Here is a 23,044-nt window from a genome sequence, read left to right on the forward strand (position 1 = left end):
GTATGTCCAAAACTGAAAACATAAACATTATGTCTGAATCACCAAATAACAACAATTGGACACCACAATACGGTGAAGAAACAGAAAAATTACTGAACAACGTTTTTGGTAATGATACAGATGCAAAAGAAAAAGTAAAAGAAGAAACATACCACATAATGAAATTGTGTGGAAATCCAAATGAAGCAACCAACAACGATACAGGATTGGTTTTTGGTTATGTTCAAAGTGGTAAAACTCTTTCCTTTACTGCACTTACAGCTTTAGCAAGAGACAACGATTATCAAATTGTAATTGTGCTTGCAGGAATTTCAACAAATTTGGTCAATCAATCATACAACAGACTACGCAAGGATTTAGGAGTAAATCAAGGGTTTCACAAAAAATGGCTAATGCTTAACAATCCAAAAGACCCAAACCGAAATCCGCAAGATAAAAACAACATTCAAAGAGAACTTCAAAATTGGAAAGAGCCCAATACTCCTGATGACTTTAAAAAAACATTACTAATTACGGTAATGAAAAACACAAGCCATTTGAAAAATTTGCTTGCAGTCCTTAAAAAGCTTGATTTATCACACGTTCCGACCTTGATAATTGATGACGAAGGAGACCAAGCGAGTATGAATACAAAAGCCAGTTCCAATGCCAAAAGAGCTAAAGAAACAGGTATTCACACAGAGCAAGAGATGAGTACAATTTATGGTAGAATAAGAGATTTAAAACGCACCTTGCCGCATCATACTTTCATTCAATATACCGCCACGCCTCAAGCTCCATTGTTCATTAATATCTTAGACAATCTATCGCCTAATTTTATTCAATTATTAACACCCGGGGATAAATACACAGGAGGTAGTGCATTTTGTTTAGAAAACCATTTTATTATAAGACAAATCCCTTATTCCGAAATTTATAGTGACGACAATATTTTTGATGAGGCACCAGAATCGTTGAAGGAAGCAATGCGAATTTTCTTTTTAAGTGTAACGTCAGGTCGCTTATTGGGTGCTACAAAAGGAAATCCGAAAAATCGCTCAATGATGGTGCATCCATCCCGTTTAGTAGATGACCACGGAATTTATTATGAATGGGTTACGCACATAAAAAACCTTTGGGGAAAAGTTTTATTGGAAAGACCGGATGATGACGAAACTAAACAACAAATTATTTCAGAGTTCAAAGAGGCTTATAAAGATTTGAAAGCAAATGCTTCTGAAATACAACCGTTTGAAGACCTTTTGAAAACTTTGGGTTATAATATTAGTAGTACCGCAGTTGAACAACTCAATTCAAAGGCAGGAAGTTCAGTTGATTGGAGCAGTAACTATTCCTTTATTCTTGTAGGTGGACAAGCTATGGACAGAGGGTTTACTGTGGAGGGCTTGACCATAACATATATGCCAAGGAATAAAGGAGTTGGAAATGCCGACACCTTACAACAAAGAGCTCGTTTTTTTGGCTACAAAAAAGATTATTTAGGTCATTGCCGTGTTTATCTTGATGCAGAAAACATACACCTGTTTAGCGAATATGTCAATCACGAAGAGGATATACGAAAGAAATTATTAGAGCATAAACTTTCAGGACAACATCTAAACGAGTTGGAAAGAAGGTTTGTACTTGACGAAATGTTTAGATTAACAAGAAAAAATGTTCTATCAGAAGATTTAACAAGAACCACTTTTGGCAACAAATGGGTTAGAATAAGAGCTCCTCACGACAGCGAAATAATCATTGAAAACAATAGAACTGTAGCTGAAAGGTTTACTGAAAAATACAGGGAATTATTCGTAGAAGACGAAGGACATAAAGACAGAACCGAAGAACAAAAACATCTTGTAGCAAAACTTCCTTTAAAAGAATTATTTACAGACTTACTAAAAGAATTAAAGTTTACAAGGCAAACAGACTCAACTACCTATACAAATTTAAAATCAGTTATTGATTTATATACTGACGAGTTTCCTCCAGAAGATAGTTTTGTATATCTAATAGCAAAAGGTAATCCAAGAAAAAGACGTTTAAAAAAGGATGAAATTCAGCAATTATTTCAAGGTAAAAACCCAAGAACAGGAGAGGTAATATATCCAGGAGACGAAAAAATTAAATCCAATGATTCCGTAACTGTTCAAATTCATAATCTTGATTTTCGAGATACAGAGTATGAGAACATCATCACAATTGCAGTATGGATTCCTGCTCGTCTATCACAGTCACTAATTTCCAAAGAGAATGATTGACTTAAAGAAAATATATGACAATCTGCCCTTGCCTCAAAAGCCAAGCCCAAATAGCTATTCAGCAAAAGCTATTGATGGGTTTGAAAATCATAGAATTGCCAAAAACTTTAATGATAATCCAAGTCTTTTAATTTTAATTTCAGAAAACAATCAGGACTTTTTCATTGCAAATCAGAGTCTGTTTAATATTCAAGTATCGCACAATGTAAAATGCAAAATTGAAACAAATAATAAGATAAGTCATAATAATTTTTCCGTTGTTTCATACATCGGTCAGAATGATGAAGTAAAAGATATTTTCTTGAAAACTTGTCAAGTCTTGATAAAGTCACTTGGACAAAATCCAGCAAACAAGAAAATAAAACAGACCGTTGACAAATTTATCGAACTATTCAAAGCAATTAAAGAACCTCCAAGAAAATCCATTCAGGGGCTTTGGAGTGAATTATTTTTAATAGAGCAGTCCAAATTCCCTGAAAAACTCATTTTGGGTTGGCACAGCATTCCCGAAGAAAAATTTGATTTTAGCTTTGGTAAATTACGGATAGAAGTGAAAAGTTCGGCAACAGAATCAAGAGCACATCAATTTAGTTCAGCTCAATTAAATCCTGTAGGCGATATAGAAATATTCATTGGTTCTATCCTTGTAAACACAAATGTTGCAGGAGTAAACATTCTTGATTTAATAAAAAAAATCAGCGATAAGCTTTATGATTTTCCAAAACAAAAAGAGAAACTGCACCTTTTGGTTTATTCAACATTAGGTATTGATGTTGAGCGTATTAATGAAGTTAAATTCAATTACGAATTAGCAAAAGAATCTTTACGATTTTATAAATCAGAAGATATTCCAAAGATTCAAACTGTTAACATTCCTAAGGAAGTTTCCAACGTCAGGTTTACAAGCAATTTGATAAACTCCAATCCTACTCTTTTAAAAATTGACAAACTCTTAAAGCCATACTTAAAAGACAATTCACAGTAAAATCATTGGAGGAAAACAAATCTCAAATAATCATATATCAAACGGAAAACGGGGAAACAAAATTAGATGTTCGTTTTCAGAATGAAACCGTTTGGCTTACCCAAAAATTGATGGCGGAGTTGTTTCAAACCTCGGTTCCGAATATCAATATGCACCTCAAAAACATATTTGAAGAAGGTGAATTGGAAGAAAATCGAACTATTAAGGAATTCTTAATAGTTCAAAAAGAAGGAAATAGAGAGGTAAAACGAAAGCAGGTTTTTTACAATCTTGATGCTACTATATCGATTGGTTACCGTATAAAGTCACATATAGCAACCAAATTCAGGCAGTGGGCGACTATTCACTTGCGTGAGTATATTGTAAAAGGATTCGTTTTGGACGATGAACGTTTGAAAAATCCTGATTTGCCTTTTGACTATTTTGAAGAATTAGAAAAGCGAATACAGGACATCCGAACTTCCGAGAAGCGGTTTTATCGGAAAATTACAGACATCCGCAGATACTCACCAATTATTTCCAAAAAGCTAAAATCGCTAAACCTCCAACGAGAGTTTTGCTTCTTTCAGTAATTCTAAAAATAAATCGATGTCTTTTTTATGAGTTCTGAAAGACAATATCGCAGCGCGTAATGTGAGTTTATTGTTTAAAACGGTGGAAGAGATAAAAATTCTGCCGTCTTTCTGAATAAAGTCCAGCACCTTTTTGTTCTGCTCGTCGTTGCTGTATTGCTTTAACTCTAGTCTAAAAGCGACAACGCTTAATTCTGGTTCACAGATTACTTTATAACCAATTTCAACAAGTTTTTGTGCTAAATAAGTAGTCAGTTGTAATTTTTCATTTAGGTAATCTGTAAATACCTGCTGTCCGTATAACTTCAACGGCAGCCACATTCTCAGTCCACGGAAATGCTTACTCAATTCTGGCGACAAATTTGATGGAGAATATTGACCTTCAATATAGGCATCGCGCATGTAATTAGCGGTATAACTATGGGCGGCGGCTAAATGTTTTACGTTTTTCACCAGTACAATTCCAGAGCCGTACGGTAAAAACATGCCTTTGTGAGGATCTAAAATTATAGAATCTGCCAGTTCAATTCCTTTTAGTTTCTCTCTTCCTTTTTCAGTGAGCATAAAAAATGCGCCATAAGCACCGTCAACGTGAAACCACATTTTATGCGTTTTGGCAATATTTGCTAAAGACACCAAAGGATCTACGGCACCCACATCGGTAGAACCGGCGTTTGCAATTAGTAAAAAGGGAGTAAAACCGTCCTGCTCGTCAACACGCACTTGGTCTTCTAAAGCTTTAACCGAAATTCTAAATTGTGCATCCAAAGCAATGACACGAATAATACAATCTTCAAGCCCTATAATTTTCAAGGCTTTATTAATACTGTGATGTGATTGCGCCGTACAATAAACCACACTTTTGGTTATTGTTGACCCTGTAATGTTTTTGTGATGCTTGGCCGTGTGAAGCGCAATTAAATTGGCAATACTTCCCCCTGAAGTTAAGTTTCCTCCAAAGCCTTCAGTATAACCCATAAGCTTGCCAGCCCAATTAACTAGCGCATCTCCCATCCTAACGGCGCCGGGCGAGGCGTAAAACTCGCCAGCGTATCTATTGGTAATAGCTGCGAGATAATCTGCAATGGCCGAGCTGAAGATTCCTCCGCCGGGAATGTAGCCCAGATGCCCACCGGAAGTAGGATTTAAACCAGTATCAAGTACCCGTTCCTTAAAAAAATCCAAAACGTTTTCAATCGAATTTTTTTCATTATTTATACTGAAGAATGAATCGGAATCCGTGGTTTGATGGGTGTTGTAATGGAAAGCTTTTCGCTCGGGAAGACTTTCTAAAAATTCTTCGGAAAAGCTATTTACTTTATCAAAAAGCGCCTTTCGTTCTAAGGCTGTTTCTTCAAGTTCGAATATAGAATTGTGGAAATTTAAATCATTGTCTTTCATATGAAGGGGGATAATTAAGACAAAATTAAATAAAAATATAGAAAACTACTGTTTGTATTCGTCCCGTACTTCATTGCTATTTGCAAAACAAACCGGCGAAGTATTTTGTTGAATTGTGTTTTTAGACTCAATCCACTTGCTCATATACTTTGTGGCTTGCAGCGTATGATGTTGCAATAACTGCCCAATAAAATTATGCTGCCGATGGGTTTCAACATCTGCTAAAAGCTTACGAACAAGCCTTTTAAATTCTTTAGAAAAAAGTTCTTTTTGAAATCGCTTTTGGATAATTTTGAAACCATCTGCCTGTGCTTGTTGCCAAGAATTTTCATCGGAATAATATTGCAGTGCATTTTTGATAAAATCTTCTTTTGAAAAAGTAATTGCGCCACCAAAAGTAAATTTTCCGCACATGCCCTCTGCGCCAATCGCGGTAGTTATCGTTGGCAACCCAAAGCGCATGGCATCGAACAGTTTGCCTTTAAGTCCCGCGCCAAAGCGAATTGGAGCCAGTTGTACGCGGTAGTTTTTCATTACAGTTTCCAAATTTTCAGCCCAGCCTTTTATTATAAAACCTTCCTTTTTATTGTTTAGCTGAAGAATTTGCTGTGGTGCGTACGCTCCGTAAATATGTAGTTCTACTTCGGGAATTTGCTTTTTAATTTCAGGCCAAAGTTGCTTTAATTGTAAAACCGAATCTACATTCGGCGCGTGCAATAAATTGCCAATTGCAATAAAGTTTTGGCGTTTTTTAAATGAAGGAGTCTGTATTTCTTCGGAAGCCGATTCAATTAAAAAAGGTAAATAGTGAAGAATTCCACCGGAAATTTTAAATGTATTTTGAAGCAGTTCCATTTCATATTCCGAAATGATAAGCGACAAATCGCAACGTAAAATACTCGCCAATTCCCGCTTTGTTATTTCGGAAAATAGGTTTGCTTCAGAAATTGGTTTGTTCTTTTTAATTGCTTCTTCCCTAGCCTTCCGTAGAAAATGCAAATCTTCGGTATCGAGGATTTTTAAAGCGTTCGGACATTGTTCCGAAACACGCCAACCAAATTGCTCTTCGGTAACGTAACGGTCAAAAAGAACGATTTCAGGATTTAGTTCTTTTATAAATTCATCAAAAGACGCATCGTTCAACAGAATGTTTTTCACTGAAATTTTGTTGTTTGCCAAATCTTCTGTCCGTTCAGAAATCGTCGCGGTACTGGCGAATGTAATTTGGTAATTTTCTTCAGTAAATAATTCAATCAATTGCATCATTCTACTTCCCGCTGCGGTAGTGCTGGGCTCGGGAAAAGTATGACCGATGATGAGAAGTTTTTTCAATTGTAGTTTTTTTCAAAGATACAGATTTGCAAAGTGTAATATTTCTTATAAATTTGCAATAGTAATAGCCGCTGTTTTAATAGATTTTTTCTTGCCATCAACCATGGTCCAAGCGGCATAAAGTGTATTGTCGGCAATTTCCAACTGCGGAAAACCGCTGGCGCGTTCAAAACTTGTCTTCGAAATTGTAACGGGAAAGCCTTTGGTTCCATCTGCGGAAACACGCATAAGCTGTATTAAAGTTTCTTCGCCTACATTTTCCATCCAACTTACAATAGCAGTGTTTTCAGAGGTCATTACAACATCAACCCTTCCCAGCGTTTCGTAAGTATTTATTTGAATTGGAGCCGCAAAAGTTTTGCCTTTATCATTTGAAAAAGCAAGCTGAACTTTTGGATTATCATTTACAGCGGTAAACCAAGCAACCGCCGCGTTATTTTTGAAAGAAGCAATTGAAGGACCATTAACAGGGCAGCCCGGAATTTCCCAGTTATCATTAAAAACCGGCTGCGATGCAGAAAATGAATCATCAAAAAGCCCGATGCGGGAAATGTCGCGAACTTCAGTATCTGTCCGGTCTCTGTAAACAAGCAAGGGTGCATTTTCTATGGAAGTCATTGCCGTTTGGCAGCAATCGCAAACGCGGTTGTCCAACGCTACATCGGGCTGCATTGTGCCATCTGCGTGCACCAGTCGTCCGCGAAGCGACATTGCGCCATCACCGTGATTATCGTGGCCACCAGCTTTAGCCGTGGTGTTTCTTCCATCTAACCAAACTGCATAAAACGACGATTTTCCTTGTGGCACAATTGAAACAAAACCGTGTTCACTGGCAGTGCCATCGTTGTGTAAAAGGATGCCTTTTTGCCAAGTTTGTGTTTCAGCCGAAAAAAGATTGATTTTGGCATCATACGTATATTTTCCGTTGGCGGATTTTTGAAGATAGCTAATTATAATGTTTCCATTATTTTCTGCAATGGCGGGAAAATCTGCCCAATTAATAAACCAATCACTGCCAGAATTTACTGCGAAAGGGTTTGCCCATTTGCCGTCTTCAAAAGTTGAAAAATACAACACTGAAATGGAATCTTTTTGTTCAACCCACGACATAAAAAGTTGCTTTTCTGTTCCAAAAAGTCGCGGTAAAGCGCTATTGCCAGCTGTTGGGTTTTCCAATAAGGTAACGGTTTTAGCAATGGCTTCAACTTTGAAAGCGGGGGTCGTTTTCTTTGTCGTGTCGGTTCTACACGAAATGAGTATTGTTGTACAAAATAAAATGGGGATGATTAATTTGAAAAAAGTCATAGTGGTCGCTATTTAAACCAAACTCGGAAAGGTAGGGTTTTTACACACATATTATACATTTAAATCAAAACCCGTAAAATTCACACATAAGTCCCAAGTTAAAAAAAGCGGAAAGCGCCCCCATAAAAAGCATGGCACTAAAGAATAAAGTAGCCAGAATGACTATTTTTTTAGTGGAATGATAATTAATATAATTTAATACAACCTGAAAAACCAGGGCGACGGACTGGGCCACCAACATACGCTGGGCACAAACGATCACCGGTTCTTTATAGTATAAAAAATACGTGGCAAGCATAAGCACAATATACAAGCCCGTAATCCCGAATAATACTGTTTTGGGAAATTTAAATCTTTGGGAATTTTTCATGACGTTGGTCTTATTCCAAAGATAATAAATCGGCTAAGAATGTCCCAATTGCCTTCTCAGGTATTTGAGCACATAAAAAAAAACTTCCAGAGAAGATTTCACGCAGATAGTTTTTGGCTTTTGGTTAAAGAATAAGCTCGTAAAGCGTATTATCAGCACCCGCTGCTAAATCAGGTTCCCCATCAAAATAAATAATAAAGACCGAGATTATGGTTTTTCTATTTAAGAAGCTGAAATAAATCTTTGATAAGATAAAAATTGGATGTCCTTTATTTAAGGTTTCAAATAAATTATTTTACAACCTCCGCATAAAGATCGAAGTCCTCTGCAGCAGTGATTTTTACAGTGAAGAATTCACCAGTTCGCAAATAATCGTCTTCAGCATTTATCAACACTTCGTTGTCTACATCTGGGCTATCAAATTCTGTTCTTCCCACAAAATAACCACCTTCTTTGCGGTCAATCACAACTTTAAATTCCCTTCCAATTTTCTGTTGGTTCAATTCCCAAGAAATCTGAGATTGAATTTCCATAATTTGGTTGGCGCGGTCCATTTTTACATCTTCCGGCACATCGTCTTCAAGATTGTAAGCGTGCGTATTTTCTTCGTGACTGTATGTGAAACAGCCCAAACGCTCAAAGCGCATATCTTTAACCCATTGTTTTAAAGTTTGGAAATCTTCTTCAGTTTCACCCGGATATCCAACAATTAATGTAGTTCTAATTGCCATTTCGGGCACGGCAGCTCTAAAATCTTCCAGTAATTTTGTTGTCTTGGCCTTTGTGGTGCCGCGACGCATAGATTTCAAAATTGAATCTGAAATATGTTGCAACGGAATATCGATATAGTTACAGATTTTAGGTTCGTTGCGCATTACTTCTAAAACATCCATCGGGAAGCCCGTTGGGAAAGCGTAGTGCAAACGAATCCATTCTATACCTTCAACCTTTGCAAGTTTTTGAAGCAATTCTGCTAGGTTTCGTTTTTTGTATAAATCTAAGCCATAATACGTTAAATCCTGAGCAATTAAAATCAATTCTTTTACACCTTTGGCAGCAAGCTTTTCAGCTTCCGTTACCAAATCTTCCATTGGCGTACTTTTGTGTTTTCCGCGCATAATCGGGATTGCACAAAACGAACACGGACGATCGCAACCTTCCGCAATTTTAAAGTAAGCGTAATTTTTTGGAGTGGTTGTAATTCGTTCGCCAATCAATTCGTGTTTGTAATCGGCGCCCAAAGCTTTTAGCAAGCCGGGAAGTTCTGTTGTACCAAAATACTCATCAACATTCGGAATCTCCTTTTGAAGATCTGGCTTATATCTTTCAGAAAGACAACCAGTAACAAAGACTTTATCTACAGCTCCCTCTTCCTTTTTCTGAACGTATTGAAGAATGGTGTTTATACTTTCTTCCTTCGCATTCGCAATAAAACCGCACGTATTTATAACCACGATGTTACCTTCTTCCTCGTGTACAACTTCTTTATCGCTGGCGCGCAATTGGCCCATTAGCACTTCGCTGTCGTATACATTCTTGGAGCAACCAAGGGTTACAACGTTTATCTTGTTCTTTTTTAAGGTTTTGGTACGCATTGTTATGAATTCTGAATTTTTAAGAGCGTGCAAAGATACAACTAAAAAAAGTAAACAAATGCTAAATTTCAATTACTGCAGCTACGACTGAACACTGCAACTTTTTAAGTAACTTTACAACTCCTATAAATTCAATAATTATTTACACATGAAAAAAATACCATTCCTGCTGGCCTTTCTTTGCGCTGGCTTTTTGTTCGCTCAAAACACAATGACACCCGAGCTTTTATGGCAGGTGAAAAAAGTAAGTCCGATTGGAGTTTCTGACAACGGCGAAGTGCTTTTTTACAAGGTTACAACACCAAACATGGAAGAAAACAGTTTCGACTCCAAGTATTACGCAATGCGCGTTGCGGGAGGTAATTTTGCCGAAGTAACAAAAGAAGAAGCCAAAGTTGCCGATAAAAATCTATCGCCAGATGGAAAGTATCTTTTGATGGATAAAGAAGTACACGTGAAAGATGTAATGGCCAAAGACATTTATAGCGATCTTCCAAAAAGCGATGCCTATGTTTACACTTCCTTAGATTATCGCCATTGGGATAAATACAACGATGGCAGCTACAGTCACGTATTTTATAAAGATGTGAAAACTGGCGCCGAAACAGATATTACGCCACAGCAACCGTATTATACGCCACAAGCTCCTTTTGGTGGCGATGAGGATTATATTTGGGGCCCAAAAGGCGAAAACATCTATTACGTAAGTAAAAAAGTAGCTGGAACAGATTATGCCATCAGCACCAATACTGATATTTACAAGTATAACCTGACCAGCAAAAAAACCGAAAATATAACCGAAGAAAACAAGGGGTACGACACCCAGCCAGCATTTTCAAAAGACGGTGCGCTGGCGTGGCTTCAAATGAAAACTGACGGATATGAAGCCGATAAAAACGACATTATTGTACTGCAAAACGGAATTAAGCAAAACTTAACCTCACAGTGGGATGGAACCGTAAATGGTTTTACTTGGGCTAAGAATAGCAAAGACATTTATTTTACCGCGCCAGTTGACGGCACTAAACAAATCTTTAAAGTTGATTATCCTGGAAAAACGAGAAAGATGGCAGTTGTGGAGCAACTTTCCAAAGGACAATTTGATGTAACTGGTATTGTTGCCGAAATAGATGATCAGTTAATTGTTACCCGCACCGATATGAATCATGCCACTGAAATTTTTTCTTTCGATTTAAAAAGCAAAACTTTCAAACAACTAACACAGGTAAATACGGAGTTCTACGGAAAGTTAGATTTACCAACAGTTGAAAAGAGAATGGTTACCACAAAGGACGGGAAGCAAATGTTGGTTTGGGTAATTCTTCCTCCAAACTTCGATAAAAACAAAAAATATCCAACATTGCTTTATGCGCAGGGCGGGCCACAATCTGCTTTATCGCAGTTTTATTCAACGCGATGGAATTTTCAATTAATGGCTTCGGAAGGTTACATAATTGTAGCGCCAAACCGTCGCGGTATGCCAGGTCACGGTGTGGATTGGAACGAAGCTATTAGTGGCGATTGGGGCGGCGGCGCAATGCAAGATTATCTCGACGCTATTGACGATGTTGCAAAAGAACCGTATGTAGATAACGATCGTTTGGGTGCTATTGGGGCGAGTTTCGGTGGTTATTCAGTTTTCTGGTTAGCAGGAAATCACGATGGGCGTTTTAAAACATTTATCGCCCACGACGGAGTTTTTGATACCCGTGCAATGTACGGAACAACGGAAGAATTATTCTTCGTAAATTACGATATGGGCGGCGCGTATTGGGAGAAAGACAATGCAATAGCCCAGAAAGCTTTTAATGAATTCAACCCCATAACTTATGTAGATAAGTGGGACACGCCTATTATGATTATTCAAGGTGGAAAAGACTACCGCGTACCAATTGAACAAGGTTTAGGTGCTTTTCAAGCCGCGCAATTACAGGGTATAAAAAGTAAACTGCTTTACCTTCCGGAAGAAAATCACTGGGTGCTACAGCCGCAGAATGCGCTGGTTTGGCAACGCGAGTTTTTTAGTTGGTTGAAGGAAACATTGTAAAAAGACTTAAGACCACTGCGTAAAAGATGTAAGATCGCTGCGCTATAAGACGTAAGACGTAAGACGTAAGACTAAAAAAGGCCACGAATTCACGAATGATATTAATTCGTGAATTCGTGGCCTTTTTTATCCTCCGTAAGGATTGAAGCTATCAAAAAAAGTTAGCAGACTACTTTGCGAAAGGTGAAAAAGTAGAATTAATATCACATAAAAAATTACGTGTCCTTTTTTGAAATATTTCTTTTTAGCGAAATAGAGTCCTAAGATTAGCAACCCTAAAAGGAAAGGAATAAAGGACAAATAAGGGAAAGCCAAGTATTTGTAAAAATCTAAAGGCATCAACGGGTTTGGTACCGATTTTAAAAAATACTGAATAATTTTAAACGTGTGATACCCTGTAAGAATTCCAATATAACCAACCAAAAAAAGCAGGATATACTCATAAATCTTGCTGGATTTTTTAATTGTCCTTTCTTCCATTTATTTAAAAAATGAATCTACAAACTCAAATTTATTGAAAACTTGAAGATCTTCCACACCTTCACCTACACCAATGTATTTTACAGGAATTTGAAACTGGTCACTAATTCCTATAACTACACCACCTTTTGCGGTGCCGTCAAGTTTTGTTACTGCGAGGGAAGTTACTTCGGTTGCTGCTGTAAATTGTTTGGCCTGCTCAAAAGCATTTTGACCGGTTGAACCATCCAAAACTAAAAGGACATCATGGGGCGCATCTGGAATAACTTTTTGCATTACGCGCTTCACCTTTGTAAGCTCGTTCATTAAGTTTACTTTGTTGTGAAGACGTCCAGCTGTATCAATGATAACAACGTCGGCATTTTGAGTTACCGCGCTTTGCAGGGTATCAAAAGCAACACTGGCAGGGTCGCTACCCATACTTTGCTTAACGATGGTTACATCTGTGCGGTCTGCCCAAATTTGAAGTTGATCAATGGCTGCTGCGCGAAAAGTATCTGCCGCCCCCAACACAACATTCTTCCCAGCTTTTTTAAACTGATGGGCAAGTTTACCAATGGTCGTGGTTTTTCCAACGCCGTTTACACCCACTACCATAATTACGTATGGTTTTTTGTTTTCGGGAATTTCAAACTCGGTGGCGTTTCCGGAATCTATTTCGCTTAAAAGACCTGCAATTTCTTCACGTAGAATTTTATTTAATTCGTCTGTTCCTAAGTATTTATCTTGGGCTACACGTGCTTCAATTCTATCAATAATTTTTAGGGTTGTATTTACGCCAACGTCACTAGATACGAGAACTTCTTCCAGATTATCTAAAACATCATCATCAACCTTACTTTTTCCAGCAACGGCTTTGCTCAGTTTGTCAAAAAAAGAAGTCTTTGTTTTTTCGAGCCCTTTATCGAGGGTTTCTTTTTTCTCTTTGGAAAATATTTTTTTAAATAGACTCATGGTTCGGTTGTCTGTTAACTGTTGTCGGTACTTCAACTTTGCCAAAAGTTTTAAGCTTTGACAAGGTTATTTTTTTGAGATGGTAAAAATACGAAAAGCCACCTTCGCAAAAAAGTGGCCTTTTCAATATATTTTAAGCTGGTTATTTTTTGTTTAACCAGTCGTTTACCATTTCTGGAGCCATTATAGCTTCAGTAAAAGTATATGCTCCTGATTTTGGCGATTTAACCATTTTAATTGCTTTGGTTAAACGCTTTGAACCTGTTTGTAACGATGCTACTGATTTCTTTGCCATGACTTATATTATTTAATCTCTTTATGAACCGTCATTTTTTTAAGAATTGGGTTGAATTTCTTCAGCTCCATTCTGTCCGGTGTATTCTTTTTGTTTTTGGTAGTGATGTAACGAGAAGTTCCTGGTTGTCCAGACTCTTTGTGCTCTGTGCACTCCAAAATTACTTGTACTCTATTTCCTTTTTTAGCCATTGTAACAGACTTTATTAATTAGTGCAATTATTTAGTTAAAAAGCCTTTTTCGCGAGCTTCTTTCATAACCGCTGAAATACCTTTTTTATTGATGTCTTTTATAGCAGAAGCTGAAACACGTAGGGTAACCCACTTGTCTTCTTCTGGAATATAAAAACGCTTTTTTAGCAAGTTTACATCAAACTTACGTTTGGTTTTATTCATTGCGTGCGATACGTTATTTCCAACCATCGCTTTCTTTCCGGTAAGTTCACAAACTCTAGACATTCCTTAACCTTTTTAAGTTATTTTTAAAACAGGGTGCAAATTTAAGTAATTCTTTTGTGATGTACAACAAAAGAAAATTAGTTTTTTGAAATTTCTTTTAAAAGCATTTCCAAGGCCTTGTTTGTCGTCTTTTCAATCACGCGAAAACGGTCGTTTCCAAAACTAAATTTTTCTGACACAACTCCACTGGGAGCAGCAATAGCAATGCATACAGTACCTACTTCATCTACTGCATCACCTTTGGTTGGACCTGCAATTCCGGTTGTTGCAATGGAGTAATCTGTGTTAAAAAGTTTACAGCAATTAGCGGCCATGCTTTCTGCAACTTCAATACTTACTACTGTATGTTCTTTTATTAACGTCGTTGGGACCCCAAGAAGTTTGGTTTTAAGTTCTGTTTTGTACGGAACGATGCTTCCTAAGAAAAAGGAAGATATACCTGCTTCCGAAGTAATTTGTTTCACAATTGCACCGCCCGAACAACTTTCTGCCAAACTCAATGTTTGATTTTTTTGATTTAAAATATGCGCAATTCTATCTACAATACTAGTTTCATCTTCAAAACCAACTGCAATATCTGAAAGCATGTTGCTCAAAACCTCCATCTGAGAATCTATACGCTCTTTTAAAAGCGTTTCATTGTTACCAGTTGAAGAAAGGCGCAATCTAACTTTGCCCAGCGAAGGCAAGTATGCGAGCTTAATGGTATTAGGCAAATTGTCTTCCCAATTGGCAATTCGTTCGGCAATGGCACTTTCACCCAAACCATAGGTTAAAAGTGTTTTATGATAAATATGTGGACGATTAAAGCGCTTTATAACGCGTGGCAATACCTCTTCCTGCATTAAGTGTTTCATTTCGTAGGGCACGCCGGGCAATGAAACAAAAACTACTTTATCTTTTTCCAGCCACATACCGGGGGCTGTGCCGTACTGATTCATTAAAACTGTAGCTTTGGAAGGAACCATTGCTTGTTGAAAATTGGCCGGCAATGGTTTATTGAGCTGATATTTTTTGAAGAGTTGCGCAACGTTTTCAATTACGCTTTTGTCTTCAACTAAAACATCTTCAAAAAAATCGCAGAAGGTTTGTTTGGTTATGTCGTCTTTGGTAGGTCCCAATCCGCCCGTAACTATTACAAGATCGGCATGTTTTTTAGCGTCCTCAAATGCTTGTAGAATATGGTCTCTATCGTCCTGAACAGAAGTTATTTGGTAAACCTTTACTCCTATTTTATTGAGCTCTTTGGAAATATATGCTGAATTAGTGTCAACAATTTGGCCTATGAGAATCTCATCGCCTATGGTAATAATTTCTGCAAGCATATTATAATTGAAAATCTTTCTTCAACTCTTCAAACACATTTTTTAAGGTGGTTAACACATTTTCTAAATGTGGAATTACCGTAGCTTTGTTTTTAGAAGTTTTAGACCAGGCCTCAATACTTGTAATATCTTTTAGTGCATCTATGCCAAACATTTCTATGTTCGGTTTCATTTTATGAGCAAATTGATACGCCAATTCTCTATTATCGTTTTCTATCGCCTCTTTCATTGAGTATAAATCTGGCGGGATTTCATCTAAAAATGTCTGTGCCAGTACTTGTAAAAAATCCTGATCTCCGTCAGCGATTTCATTTAGATTTTCTTTGTTATAATATTTAGTCATATTATTTTACTTTAATGGAAAACATTTCTGTTTCACCTATATACCCTGTTAAAACATCGTTAGTTTCTACTCTTCCAACTCCAGCAGGCGTTCCCGTAAAGATAACGTCTCCAATTTTCAGGGTGAAATATTTTGAAATATATTCGATTAACGCATCAATTTTCCACATCATCAACATAGAATTGCCCTTTTGAACCGTTGATTCATTGCGTTTTAGGCTAAAATGAATGTTATTTATATCTTCAAAATTATCTTTTTTTATAAAATTCCCGATCACTGCTGCCCCGTCAAACGACTTTGCTTTTTCCCACGGCAGGCCTTTTTCTTTCAATTGAAGCTGTAAATCTCTGGCAGTGAAATCTATTCCCAAACCAATTTCATCGTAATATTTATGCGCAAATTTTTTATCAATATGCTTGCCAATTTTATTGATGCGCACCAATAGCTCTACTTCGTGATGTACATCGTTTGAAAATTCTGGAATAAAGAACGGCTGCTTCTTTAATAATATTGCGGTGTCTGGTTTTAAAAAGATAATTGGCTCTATTGGTTTGGCGTTATCCAGTTCTTTAATATGGTCGGCATAGTTGCGACCAATGCAGATTATTTTCATATTGCCGCTAAAATTTTGTGTTTAACTTTTGAAGTCGGATGCGTGTTAGCACCTGTTTGGTGTAAAGTGGGAAGTCTGCATTTAATAACCATCCAAAATAGCCAGAGTCCTTTTCTAAAACATCCATCACCAAACTTCCCTTGTATTTTCCGAAGGAGAAGATTTCAACGCCATCTTCGTTATAACTAATAAAACCAGCAAAATCTGCGTGATCGCGGTGCGAACTAAAATCTGCTAAAAAGTTTACATCGTTTTCCAAATCGCTGTATTTGTCTAATTGCGCCTTTAAAACTTCGTAAGTAGCATGGGTATCTGCTGCTGCGCTGTGGGCGTCTTTTAAATCTTTGTTGCAATAAAATTTATAAGCTGCTTCCAAGGTGCGCTTTTCCATTTTATGAAAAATAGTTTGTACATCTACAGATAGCGCCTTTTTCATATCAAAATCAATTTCGGAGCGCAGTAATTCTTCTGCCAGCAATGGAATATCAAAACGATTGGAATTGAATCCACCCAAATCACTATCCTTAATTAATGCATAAACTTTAGGCGCCAGTTCTTTAAAAGTTGGTTCATCAGCAACCATTTCATCGGTAATTCCGTGGATGGCAGACGCCCCTTCCGGAATTGGCATTTCAGGATTTACGCGCCAGGTATGGCTTTCCTTGTTGCCATTTGGGTAAACTTTTAAGATGGCTATTTCTACAATTCTATCTTTTGCCACGTTAATTCCTGTGGTTTCCAGATCGAAGAAGCAGATTGGTTTTTTTAAGTTCAGTTCCATTGTATAGTTTTAAAAAGGTAAAGATACCTCTTATTCCAGCTTCCAAAAAAGATAAAAACTGCAAAGGGGATTCTGAACCCAAAACCCCCTTCTTTTTAGAATTGTTGTAATTTAAATTTCTCTATTTAGGTCCCAGTCTTCTAAATAATCGGCCACACGTTTTACAAATTGACCTCCCAATGCACCATTTACAACTCGGTGGTCGTAACTGTGCGATAGAAACATTTTGTAACGAATGCCAATAAAATCGCCTTCCGGTGTTTCAATAACCGCAGGCACTTTTCTAATGGCGCCCAAAGCTAAAATACCAACCTGCGGCTGGTTGATAATAGGTGTGCCCATTATACTTCCGAAGGTTCCCACATTTGTAACTGTGTAGGTTCCGCCTTGAATATCGTCTGGTTTCAATTTATTTTCACGCGCGCGGTTTGCGAGATCGTTTACTGCTTTGCTCATTCCAAGTAAATTTAATTGGTCTGCATTTTTAATTACAGGAACAATTAAATTACCATCGGGAAGGGCTGCTGCCATTCCTAAGTTTATATTTTTCCGTTTTATAATATTATTGCCATCAACTGCAATATTCATCATTGGGAAGTCTTTTAGGGCTTTTGCCACGGCTTCCATAAATATTGGAGTGAAGGTTAGGTTTTCACCTTCGCGTTTTGCGAATGGGCCTTTTACTTTGTTTCTCCAGTTCCAAACATTGGTAACATCGCACTCAACAAAAGACTGAACGTGGGCTGAAGTTTGCGTACTTTCAACCATATGATGGGCTATTAATTTACCCATTCTGGTCATTTCTATAACCTCATCGCCCCCATTTACAGAAACTGGAGCCTTAGGTTTTGCCGATTCGGGTTTTTTAGCGGCATCGGCTTTCTGAGTTTGTTGGTCTTGACTAGGTTCAGACGCCTGATCTTGTTTTGCTGAAGAACGATTTTCTACATATTTTAAAATATCGTCTTTGGTAACCCGTCCGTCTTTTCCTGAGCCAGTGATTGCATCGAGCTCAGCTTGCGAAATACCTTCGGCAGCTGCAATATTTTTTACCAATGGAGAATAAAAACGATCGCCCGTATTTTCAATTGGTGCGTTTACGGTTTCTTTAGCAGTTTCAACTTGTTGTTCAACTTGCTTTACTACTTCGGGTGAAGGAGCGGTTTCGGCAGTTTTTTCGGATTCATTACTTTCGCCGTCTGTTTCAATTATTGCTATAGTTTGCCCTACTTGAACCACATCATCTACATTGAATAGTTTTTCAACCAAAACGCCATCTACCTCACTTGGCACTTCGCTATCTACTTTATCGGTAGCTATTTCAAGCACTGCCTCATCAGCTTCTATGGTGTCTCCCACTTCTTTTAGCCAGTTGGTTAAGGTTGCTTCTGCAACACTTTCGCCCATCTTGGGCAATTTCAATTCAAATTTTGCCATAATATTATTTCAATGTCGAATTTTGTAAGCACTTGCGCGCCCGTTTTAAAAACGTTGCAAAATTAGTTAAAATTTGTTCGTTTCGGGTTTCAAATTTCTTAAAAAACAACTACCCCGCCCTTTTCGTCGCTTTGGTCGCTCCCTATAATATAATTACAGCCGAAAGGTCTAATACGAAAAATATTGCCTTTTCCTTTAAGTTGTTTCATAATTCTGAAAATTTCGGTGTACGAAATATATTCAACATCAAAAACTAACAGACTGTTTTCGAGGGTGATCTGTGTGTGCATGTTTTTTGAAACCATTTGAAATACAGTTGCTGTACTCGCCGAAAGTTTTTCGAGGAGCTCAATACTGTCTGTAAAAAAATAATTTCTTTCTAATTTTACAATTGGTTTCGATTTAATTTCGGGTGAAAACTTCCGAAGTGTTTTTGCTAAAGTTACACCTGCGGTAACCGAATTTTCCAATAGGAAGTTTTTATTGAAATGTTTCCGATAAAAAATTCGCATGGCGCCGTAAAAGCGTTCAAAATAGGCATCGTCAATTTTGGTGCTCTCACCCTTGTAATGAAGCACCGTTACATTTCCCAAATAGTGATTTTTATAGCCGGCTTTCGATATTTTATAGCTAAAATCTATGTCTTCGCCGTACATAAAATAATCTTCATCGAAGCCGCCAACTTGGGTATAAATGCTTTTTTTAAGAAGCATAAAAGCGCCCACAAGTACTTCCACTTCGCCGGCTTCGTTTTTGCCAAGTTGATTGGCATAATATTTTTGGGTAAAACCCGTCAGTTTTAGCAGTGATACTTTTGGTGTGGGTAGATTACGCTTGCTTTCGGGTAGATAATTTCCGGTACCGTCCATTAAATAAACCCCCAAAGCTCCTATATTTTCAACACTTTCGGCGTAGTTTAATGCATTTATAAACGTGTTTTCGGCAACTGCCGTATCTGGATTTAGAATACAAACATAGTGTCCGTTGGCCACTGCAACGGCCTGATTGTTAGCTTTGCTGAAACCAACATTTTCTTTATTTTCAATTAAAACCACATTCGGAAAGAGGGTTTTCACCATTAAGCAACTGTCGTCTTTAGAGTCATTATCTATCACAATAATTTCGGCGTCTAAGGTTTCAATTGCTGTTTGAACAGAACGTATGCACTGTTCTAAAAAATAGCGCACATTATAATTGAGAATAACGACGGAAAGTTTCAATCTTAATTATTTTTTAGTGAGGATTCAAAAGGAACTCGATGCAAGATACTTCTTCCCAAGGTAATTTCATCTGCATATTCAAGCTCATCGCCCACTGCAATACCGCGTGCTATAGTTGTAGTAGCAACATTGTAGGGCTCAATCTGTTTATAAATATAGAAATTGGTGGTATCGCCTTCCATTGTTGAGCTGAGCGCAAAAATAAGTTCGCGAATAGTTCTATTTTTCACTCTATTAACAAGTGAGGGAATGGTTAAATCGCCCGGGCCAATACCGTCCATAGGCGAAATCTTTCCACCCAAAACATGGTAGTGCCCGCGATATTGACTGGTATTTTCAATTGCCATAACATCGCGAATGTCTTCAACCACGCATACTAATTGTTCGTCGCGACGCGGGTTGGCGCAAATTTCGCAAAGTTTTGAGTCGCTAATATTGTGGCAGTTTTCACAAAAATTTATTTCCTCCCGAACTGCAACCAAACTACTGGCCAATTTTTGCGATTGTTCTTTGGGTTGTTTCAGTAAATGCAGCACCAAACGCAGCGCAGTTCGCTTACCAATTCCGGGGAGTTGGGACATTTCGTTTACTGCATTTTCAAGAAGTTTTGAAGAAAATTCCATAGCCTAATTCCTGCTGCGAAGTTATAAAAAAAATGCTTCAGAAAAAGATGTTTTTCCCGAAGCATTTTTTAGAAAAATTTCCTCTTAATTTATAAGAAGCTTTTTAGTTACGGTTCCTTCTTCACTGCTAATGCGAACAAAATACGTTCCTTTTGTTAAAGATGAAACATTCACCGAATGTTTGTTTGAAATTAAGGCTTCAGCTTCATAAACGAGTAATTTTCCAGAAATATCAAAAATGCGAATCTCCGCATTTAGTGCTTTTGGTAAGGCGATGGTAAATACAGAAGTAGTTGGATTTGGAAACAAGACAACGGAGTTTGCAGAAATTCTATCTTCAACTCCTGCGGTACCTGCCACTAAAGGAGAAGCCCATAAGCCTCGACCGTAGGTTCCCGCGTATATTTTACCATCTGCTTTATTAATTTCTAATTCGTTTACATATACATTTGGCAAAAGATTGCTGTAAGGCTGCCAATCTGTAAATGTATTATCGATGTAATAAATTCCGTAATCCATTCCTAAATAAAGGCCGTCTTCGCCATTATTGTCCCACACTAGAGCGAACGCGCTAAAATTAGGAAGGTTCTTTTTGTAACTGGTCCACGTATTTCCGCCATCGTCAGAAACCATAACACGATTTGCTGAAGTTACTGCAACTGCAATTTTATCGGGATTAGTTGGGTGAATTGCGATGGCATTTATTGCCCCACCAGGACTGGTAATTTGACTCCAATCTGTTGCGCCTCCATCGGTGGTTTTAAACATAAATGCTGCTCGTGAAGCATACATTACTTGGTTGTTTGATGCGGCTATTTTTAGGTTATTTAAATTGGCACCCAAATTTTGAGAAACTGAGGTCCAGCTATTGCCAAAATTACTAGACTTATACACCACATTATAACCTACATATATTGTGTTTTCTTCAATGGGGTCTTGTTCAAAAGGTGTAACCCAATTTCCTGAACCACTCCCCGGCTCATTTAGGCCGGTATATGTGTTCCCGCTGTTGCTAGTTCTATACAATTGACCACCTTGAGTAGTACCGTAATAGAGGCTGCTATTTGTTTTGTCAATAAACGACTCCATTCCATCTGCACCTAACCAGTCTTTCCAACCCGTTGCAGCGGTATATGCAGAAGTACCATTATCTTGAGAGCCTCCAGAAACAATTACATCTGCCGTTTGGGAAACCCCAATTTTGTAGAATTGGCGAATTCCGAGGCCTTCGGTTAAATCTTCGTAATAATTTGCAGTAACCGTTACTGTATTTGCTGCTTTAAAAACACCTCCATCGGTTACGGCAAAAAGTGAGGTGCCATAAAATTGAAGGTCATCCACATCGGCGTGGCAATACCCTATGTTTTGAGAGGCGGCATTTCCAGGAATCCAATCGGAAGTGCAGGAAAAAGCAACTCCACCATTCGTTGAACGCCAAGTAAGTATTCCTGCAATGTGAACTTCGTTTACATCGGTTGGGTTTACAGCAATTGCCATATCGCGCGGTGCCTGTCCGCTATTATCATTACCCGATGTGCTATATCCAAAGAAGTTTAGACCACCGTGATTTAATTTTGTAAATGCATCTCCACTGTTACTTGAAGTGTAAAAGCCTCCAAATTTACCATTTAAAGCCTCCAATACGTAAACAACATTTGCATCGGCTGCGGAAACGCCAATCATTTTTGCGCCCGAACCAAAACCTCCTATGGTAGTAAAGGTAGCACCGCCATCGGTAGATTTATGAAATCCACTTCCCGAAGCATAAACTACAGAAAGGTCGCCAGGTTTAAACTCTACGTCATACCCTCTGTTATCTGTTACTGGTTTTATCCAAGTAACTCCACCGTTAACAGATCTATAAACACCTGCATTGTCTGCAGTTGCAAACATGATATTAGTATCATTGGGGTTAATTAATATTTTGTTTACAATACTATTGCCTATGGTTCCTAAGAGCGTCCAGGTTGCGCCGGCGTCTGTAGATTTAAAGATATTTCCGTTGGTTGAACCAAAGAAGTAGGTGTTAGAATCTGTTGGGTCAATAGCAACCGAATACACCGAAAGACTTGAAAAATAGTCGCTTAACGGAGTCCACGTTTGGGCACCGTCTGTAGTTTTCCAAACCCCGCCAGTATTAGCACCTACAATCATGTGGTTTGCATCACCCTCGTCAATTGCGAGCCCGGTAATTCTGCCTACCCCTGGATTCCAGCCCGAAGTTGCATTCATATAGTCCGGACCTAATTCTTCCCAGTTATCGCTAAGAACGCTTCTATTTGCAGATGTTTCATTTAAATATGCATTCCATTGTTGAAGTTCGTTTAATCGCTCCTCTGTAGTTGGAAGAAATCCGTTTTCTTTAACCCTACGCAAGGCATTGTATTCCCAACGTTTAAATTGTTTGTAGCCCGAACCTCTTCCCTTGTCTTTCCCAGCAAAGTAGGCTTCAGCACTGTCAATAACGTCTTGCACTTTATAAGTGCCCGCATCTATCATTTTAAGATATTCTTGTGCTTGACTGGTAAAGGAACCAAAAAACAATGCACATAGAAATAGTAATTTAAACCGCATATAATTAATTTTTAAGGAGTTATAAGTCTTTTATGTCAAAGTCTTCAAAAGTATTAAAAATAAAAATTGTGGAGAAGTCAATCTTTGTATT

At 37.9% G+C, this 23,044-nt stretch carries 22 protein-coding genes; 4 read left to right on the forward strand and 18 right to left on the reverse strand.

The window, feature by feature from the left end; all coding sequences use genetic code 11:
* Positions 1–2 precede the first annotated feature (2 nt).
* The 3 genes from K8089_RS11555 to K8089_RS11565 are packed head-to-tail and all read left to right on the forward strand — an operon-like array spanning position 3 to position 3,800.
* On the forward strand, positions 3–2,243 hold the full coding sequence (locus K8089_RS11555; RefSeq protein ID WP_237603447.1) for a Z1 domain-containing protein: 2,241 nt from the start codon (positions 3–5) through the stop codon (positions 2,241–2,243).
* Positions 2,236–3,228, forward strand: a complete 993-nt coding sequence (locus K8089_RS11560; RefSeq protein WP_237603448.1) for a PD-(D/E)XK motif protein — start codon at positions 2,236–2,238, stop codon at positions 3,226–3,228. Before K8089_RS11555 ends, K8089_RS11560 begins: the two co-directional genes overlap by 8 nt.
* A gap of 5 nt (positions 3,229–3,233) precedes the next feature.
* Entirely contained in the window at positions 3,234–3,800 is a 567-nt protein-coding gene (locus K8089_RS11565) for a virulence RhuM family protein (RefSeq protein ID WP_237603449.1), read from the forward strand.
* Here the strand turns inward: K8089_RS11565 and K8089_RS11570 are convergent.
* The 5 genes from K8089_RS11570 to rimO form a co-directional block, all read right to left on the reverse strand.
* Positions 3,765–5,201 carry a pyridoxal phosphate-dependent decarboxylase family protein gene (locus tag K8089_RS11570; protein WP_237603450.1) on the reverse strand — a complete coding sequence of 479 codons (1,437 nt, stop codon included), beginning with the start codon at positions 5,199–5,201 and terminating at the stop codon, positions 3,765–3,767. The two genes, K8089_RS11565 and K8089_RS11570, sit on opposite strands and share 36 nt — an antisense overlap.
* A 45-nt stretch (positions 5,202–5,246) precedes the next feature.
* Positions 5,247–6,533, reverse strand: a complete 1,287-nt coding sequence (locus K8089_RS11575) for a glycosyltransferase (RefSeq protein WP_237603451.1) — start codon at positions 6,531–6,533, stop codon at positions 5,247–5,249.
* A 45-nt stretch (positions 6,534–6,578) separates the two neighbouring features.
* Positions 6,579–7,838 carry a hypothetical protein gene (locus tag K8089_RS11580; RefSeq protein ID WP_237603452.1) on the reverse strand — a complete coding sequence of 420 codons (1,260 nt, stop codon included), beginning with the start codon at positions 7,836–7,838 and terminating at the stop codon, positions 6,579–6,581.
* Between the two features lie 64 nt (positions 7,839–7,902).
* Positions 7,903–8,208, reverse strand: a complete 306-nt coding sequence (locus tag K8089_RS11585; RefSeq protein WP_237603453.1) for a hypothetical protein — start codon at positions 8,206–8,208, stop codon at positions 7,903–7,905.
* Positions 8,209–8,498: 290 nt separating this feature from the next.
* On the reverse strand, positions 8,499–9,803 hold the full coding sequence (rimO, locus tag K8089_RS11590; protein ID WP_237603454.1) for a 30S ribosomal protein S12 methylthiotransferase RimO: 1,305 nt from the start codon (positions 9,801–9,803) through the stop codon (positions 8,499–8,501).
* Positions 9,804–9,951: 148 nt separating this feature from the next.
* Here rimO and K8089_RS11595 point away from each other — a divergent pair, with 148 nt between their 5' ends.
* Positions 9,952–11,850 (forward strand): S9 family peptidase, encoded by a 1,899-nt coding sequence (locus K8089_RS11595; protein ID WP_237603455.1) that lies wholly within the window; start codon positions 9,952–9,954, stop codon positions 11,848–11,850.
* Positions 11,851–11,976: 126 nt separating this feature from the next.
* Here the strand turns inward: K8089_RS11595 and K8089_RS11600 are convergent, their stop codons facing one another.
* The 13 genes from K8089_RS11600 to K8089_RS11660 form a co-directional block, all read right to left on the reverse strand.
* Positions 11,977–12,330, reverse strand: coding sequence for a hypothetical protein (locus K8089_RS11600; protein WP_237603456.1), 354 nt, complete (start codon positions 12,328–12,330; stop codon positions 11,977–11,979).
* A complete protein-coding gene (gene ftsY, locus K8089_RS11605; protein WP_237603470.1) occupies positions 12,331–13,284 on the reverse strand; it encodes a signal recognition particle-docking protein FtsY in 954 nt (317 codons plus the stop codon).
* 142 nt (positions 13,285–13,426) lie between these two features.
* Entirely contained in the window at positions 13,427–13,579 is a 153-nt protein-coding gene (locus K8089_RS11610; RefSeq protein ID WP_237603457.1) for a DUF4295 domain-containing protein, read from the reverse strand.
* 8 nt (positions 13,580–13,587) lie between these two features.
* A complete protein-coding gene (rpmG, locus tag K8089_RS11615) occupies positions 13,588–13,770 on the reverse strand; it encodes a 50S ribosomal protein L33 (protein WP_081211513.1) in 183 nt (60 codons plus the stop codon).
* Positions 13,771–13,797: 27 nt separating this feature from the next.
* Positions 13,798–14,037, reverse strand: coding sequence for a 50S ribosomal protein L28 (gene rpmB / locus K8089_RS11620; RefSeq protein ID WP_014782807.1), 240 nt, complete (start codon positions 14,035–14,037; stop codon positions 13,798–13,800).
* Between the two features lie 77 nt (positions 14,038–14,114).
* Entirely contained in the window at positions 14,115–15,362 is a 1,248-nt protein-coding gene (locus tag K8089_RS11625) for a competence/damage-inducible protein A (protein WP_237603458.1), read from the reverse strand.
* Between the two features lies 1 nt (position 15,363).
* Positions 15,364–15,705 carry an Hpt domain-containing protein gene (locus tag K8089_RS11630; protein ID WP_237603459.1) on the reverse strand — a complete coding sequence of 114 codons (342 nt, stop codon included), beginning with the start codon at positions 15,703–15,705 and terminating at the stop codon, positions 15,364–15,366.
* A gap of 1 nt (position 15,706) precedes the next feature.
* Entirely contained in the window at positions 15,707–16,318 is a 612-nt protein-coding gene (locus tag K8089_RS11635) for a fumarylacetoacetate hydrolase family protein (RefSeq protein WP_237603460.1), read from the reverse strand.
* A 7-nt stretch (positions 16,319–16,325) separates the two neighbouring features.
* Positions 16,326–17,099, reverse strand: a complete 774-nt coding sequence (locus tag K8089_RS11640) for a 3'-5' exonuclease (RefSeq protein ID WP_237603461.1) — start codon at positions 17,097–17,099, stop codon at positions 16,326–16,328.
* A gap of 111 nt (positions 17,100–17,210) precedes the next feature.
* A complete protein-coding gene (locus tag K8089_RS11645) occupies positions 17,211–18,536 on the reverse strand; it encodes a dihydrolipoamide acetyltransferase family protein (RefSeq protein ID WP_237603462.1) in 1,326 nt (441 codons plus the stop codon).
* Between the two features lie 98 nt (positions 18,537–18,634).
* Positions 18,635–19,756, reverse strand: coding sequence for a glycosyltransferase family 2 protein (locus tag K8089_RS11650; protein ID WP_237603463.1), 1,122 nt, complete (start codon positions 19,754–19,756; stop codon positions 18,635–18,637).
* 2 nt (positions 19,757–19,758) lie between these two features.
* On the reverse strand, positions 19,759–20,379 hold the full coding sequence (gene recR / locus K8089_RS11655; protein ID WP_237603464.1) for a recombination mediator RecR: 621 nt from the start codon (positions 20,377–20,379) through the stop codon (positions 19,759–19,761).
* A gap of 84 nt (positions 20,380–20,463) precedes the next feature.
* Entirely contained in the window at positions 20,464–22,953 is a 2,490-nt protein-coding gene (locus K8089_RS11660; protein ID WP_237603465.1) for a T9SS type A sorting domain-containing protein, read from the reverse strand.
* Positions 22,954–23,044 lie beyond the last annotated feature (91 nt).

It is taken from the genome of Aequorivita vitellina (assembly GCF_022008365.1).
Lineage (GTDB): Bacteria > Bacteroidota > Bacteroidia > Flavobacteriales > Flavobacteriaceae > Aequorivita > Aequorivita vitellina.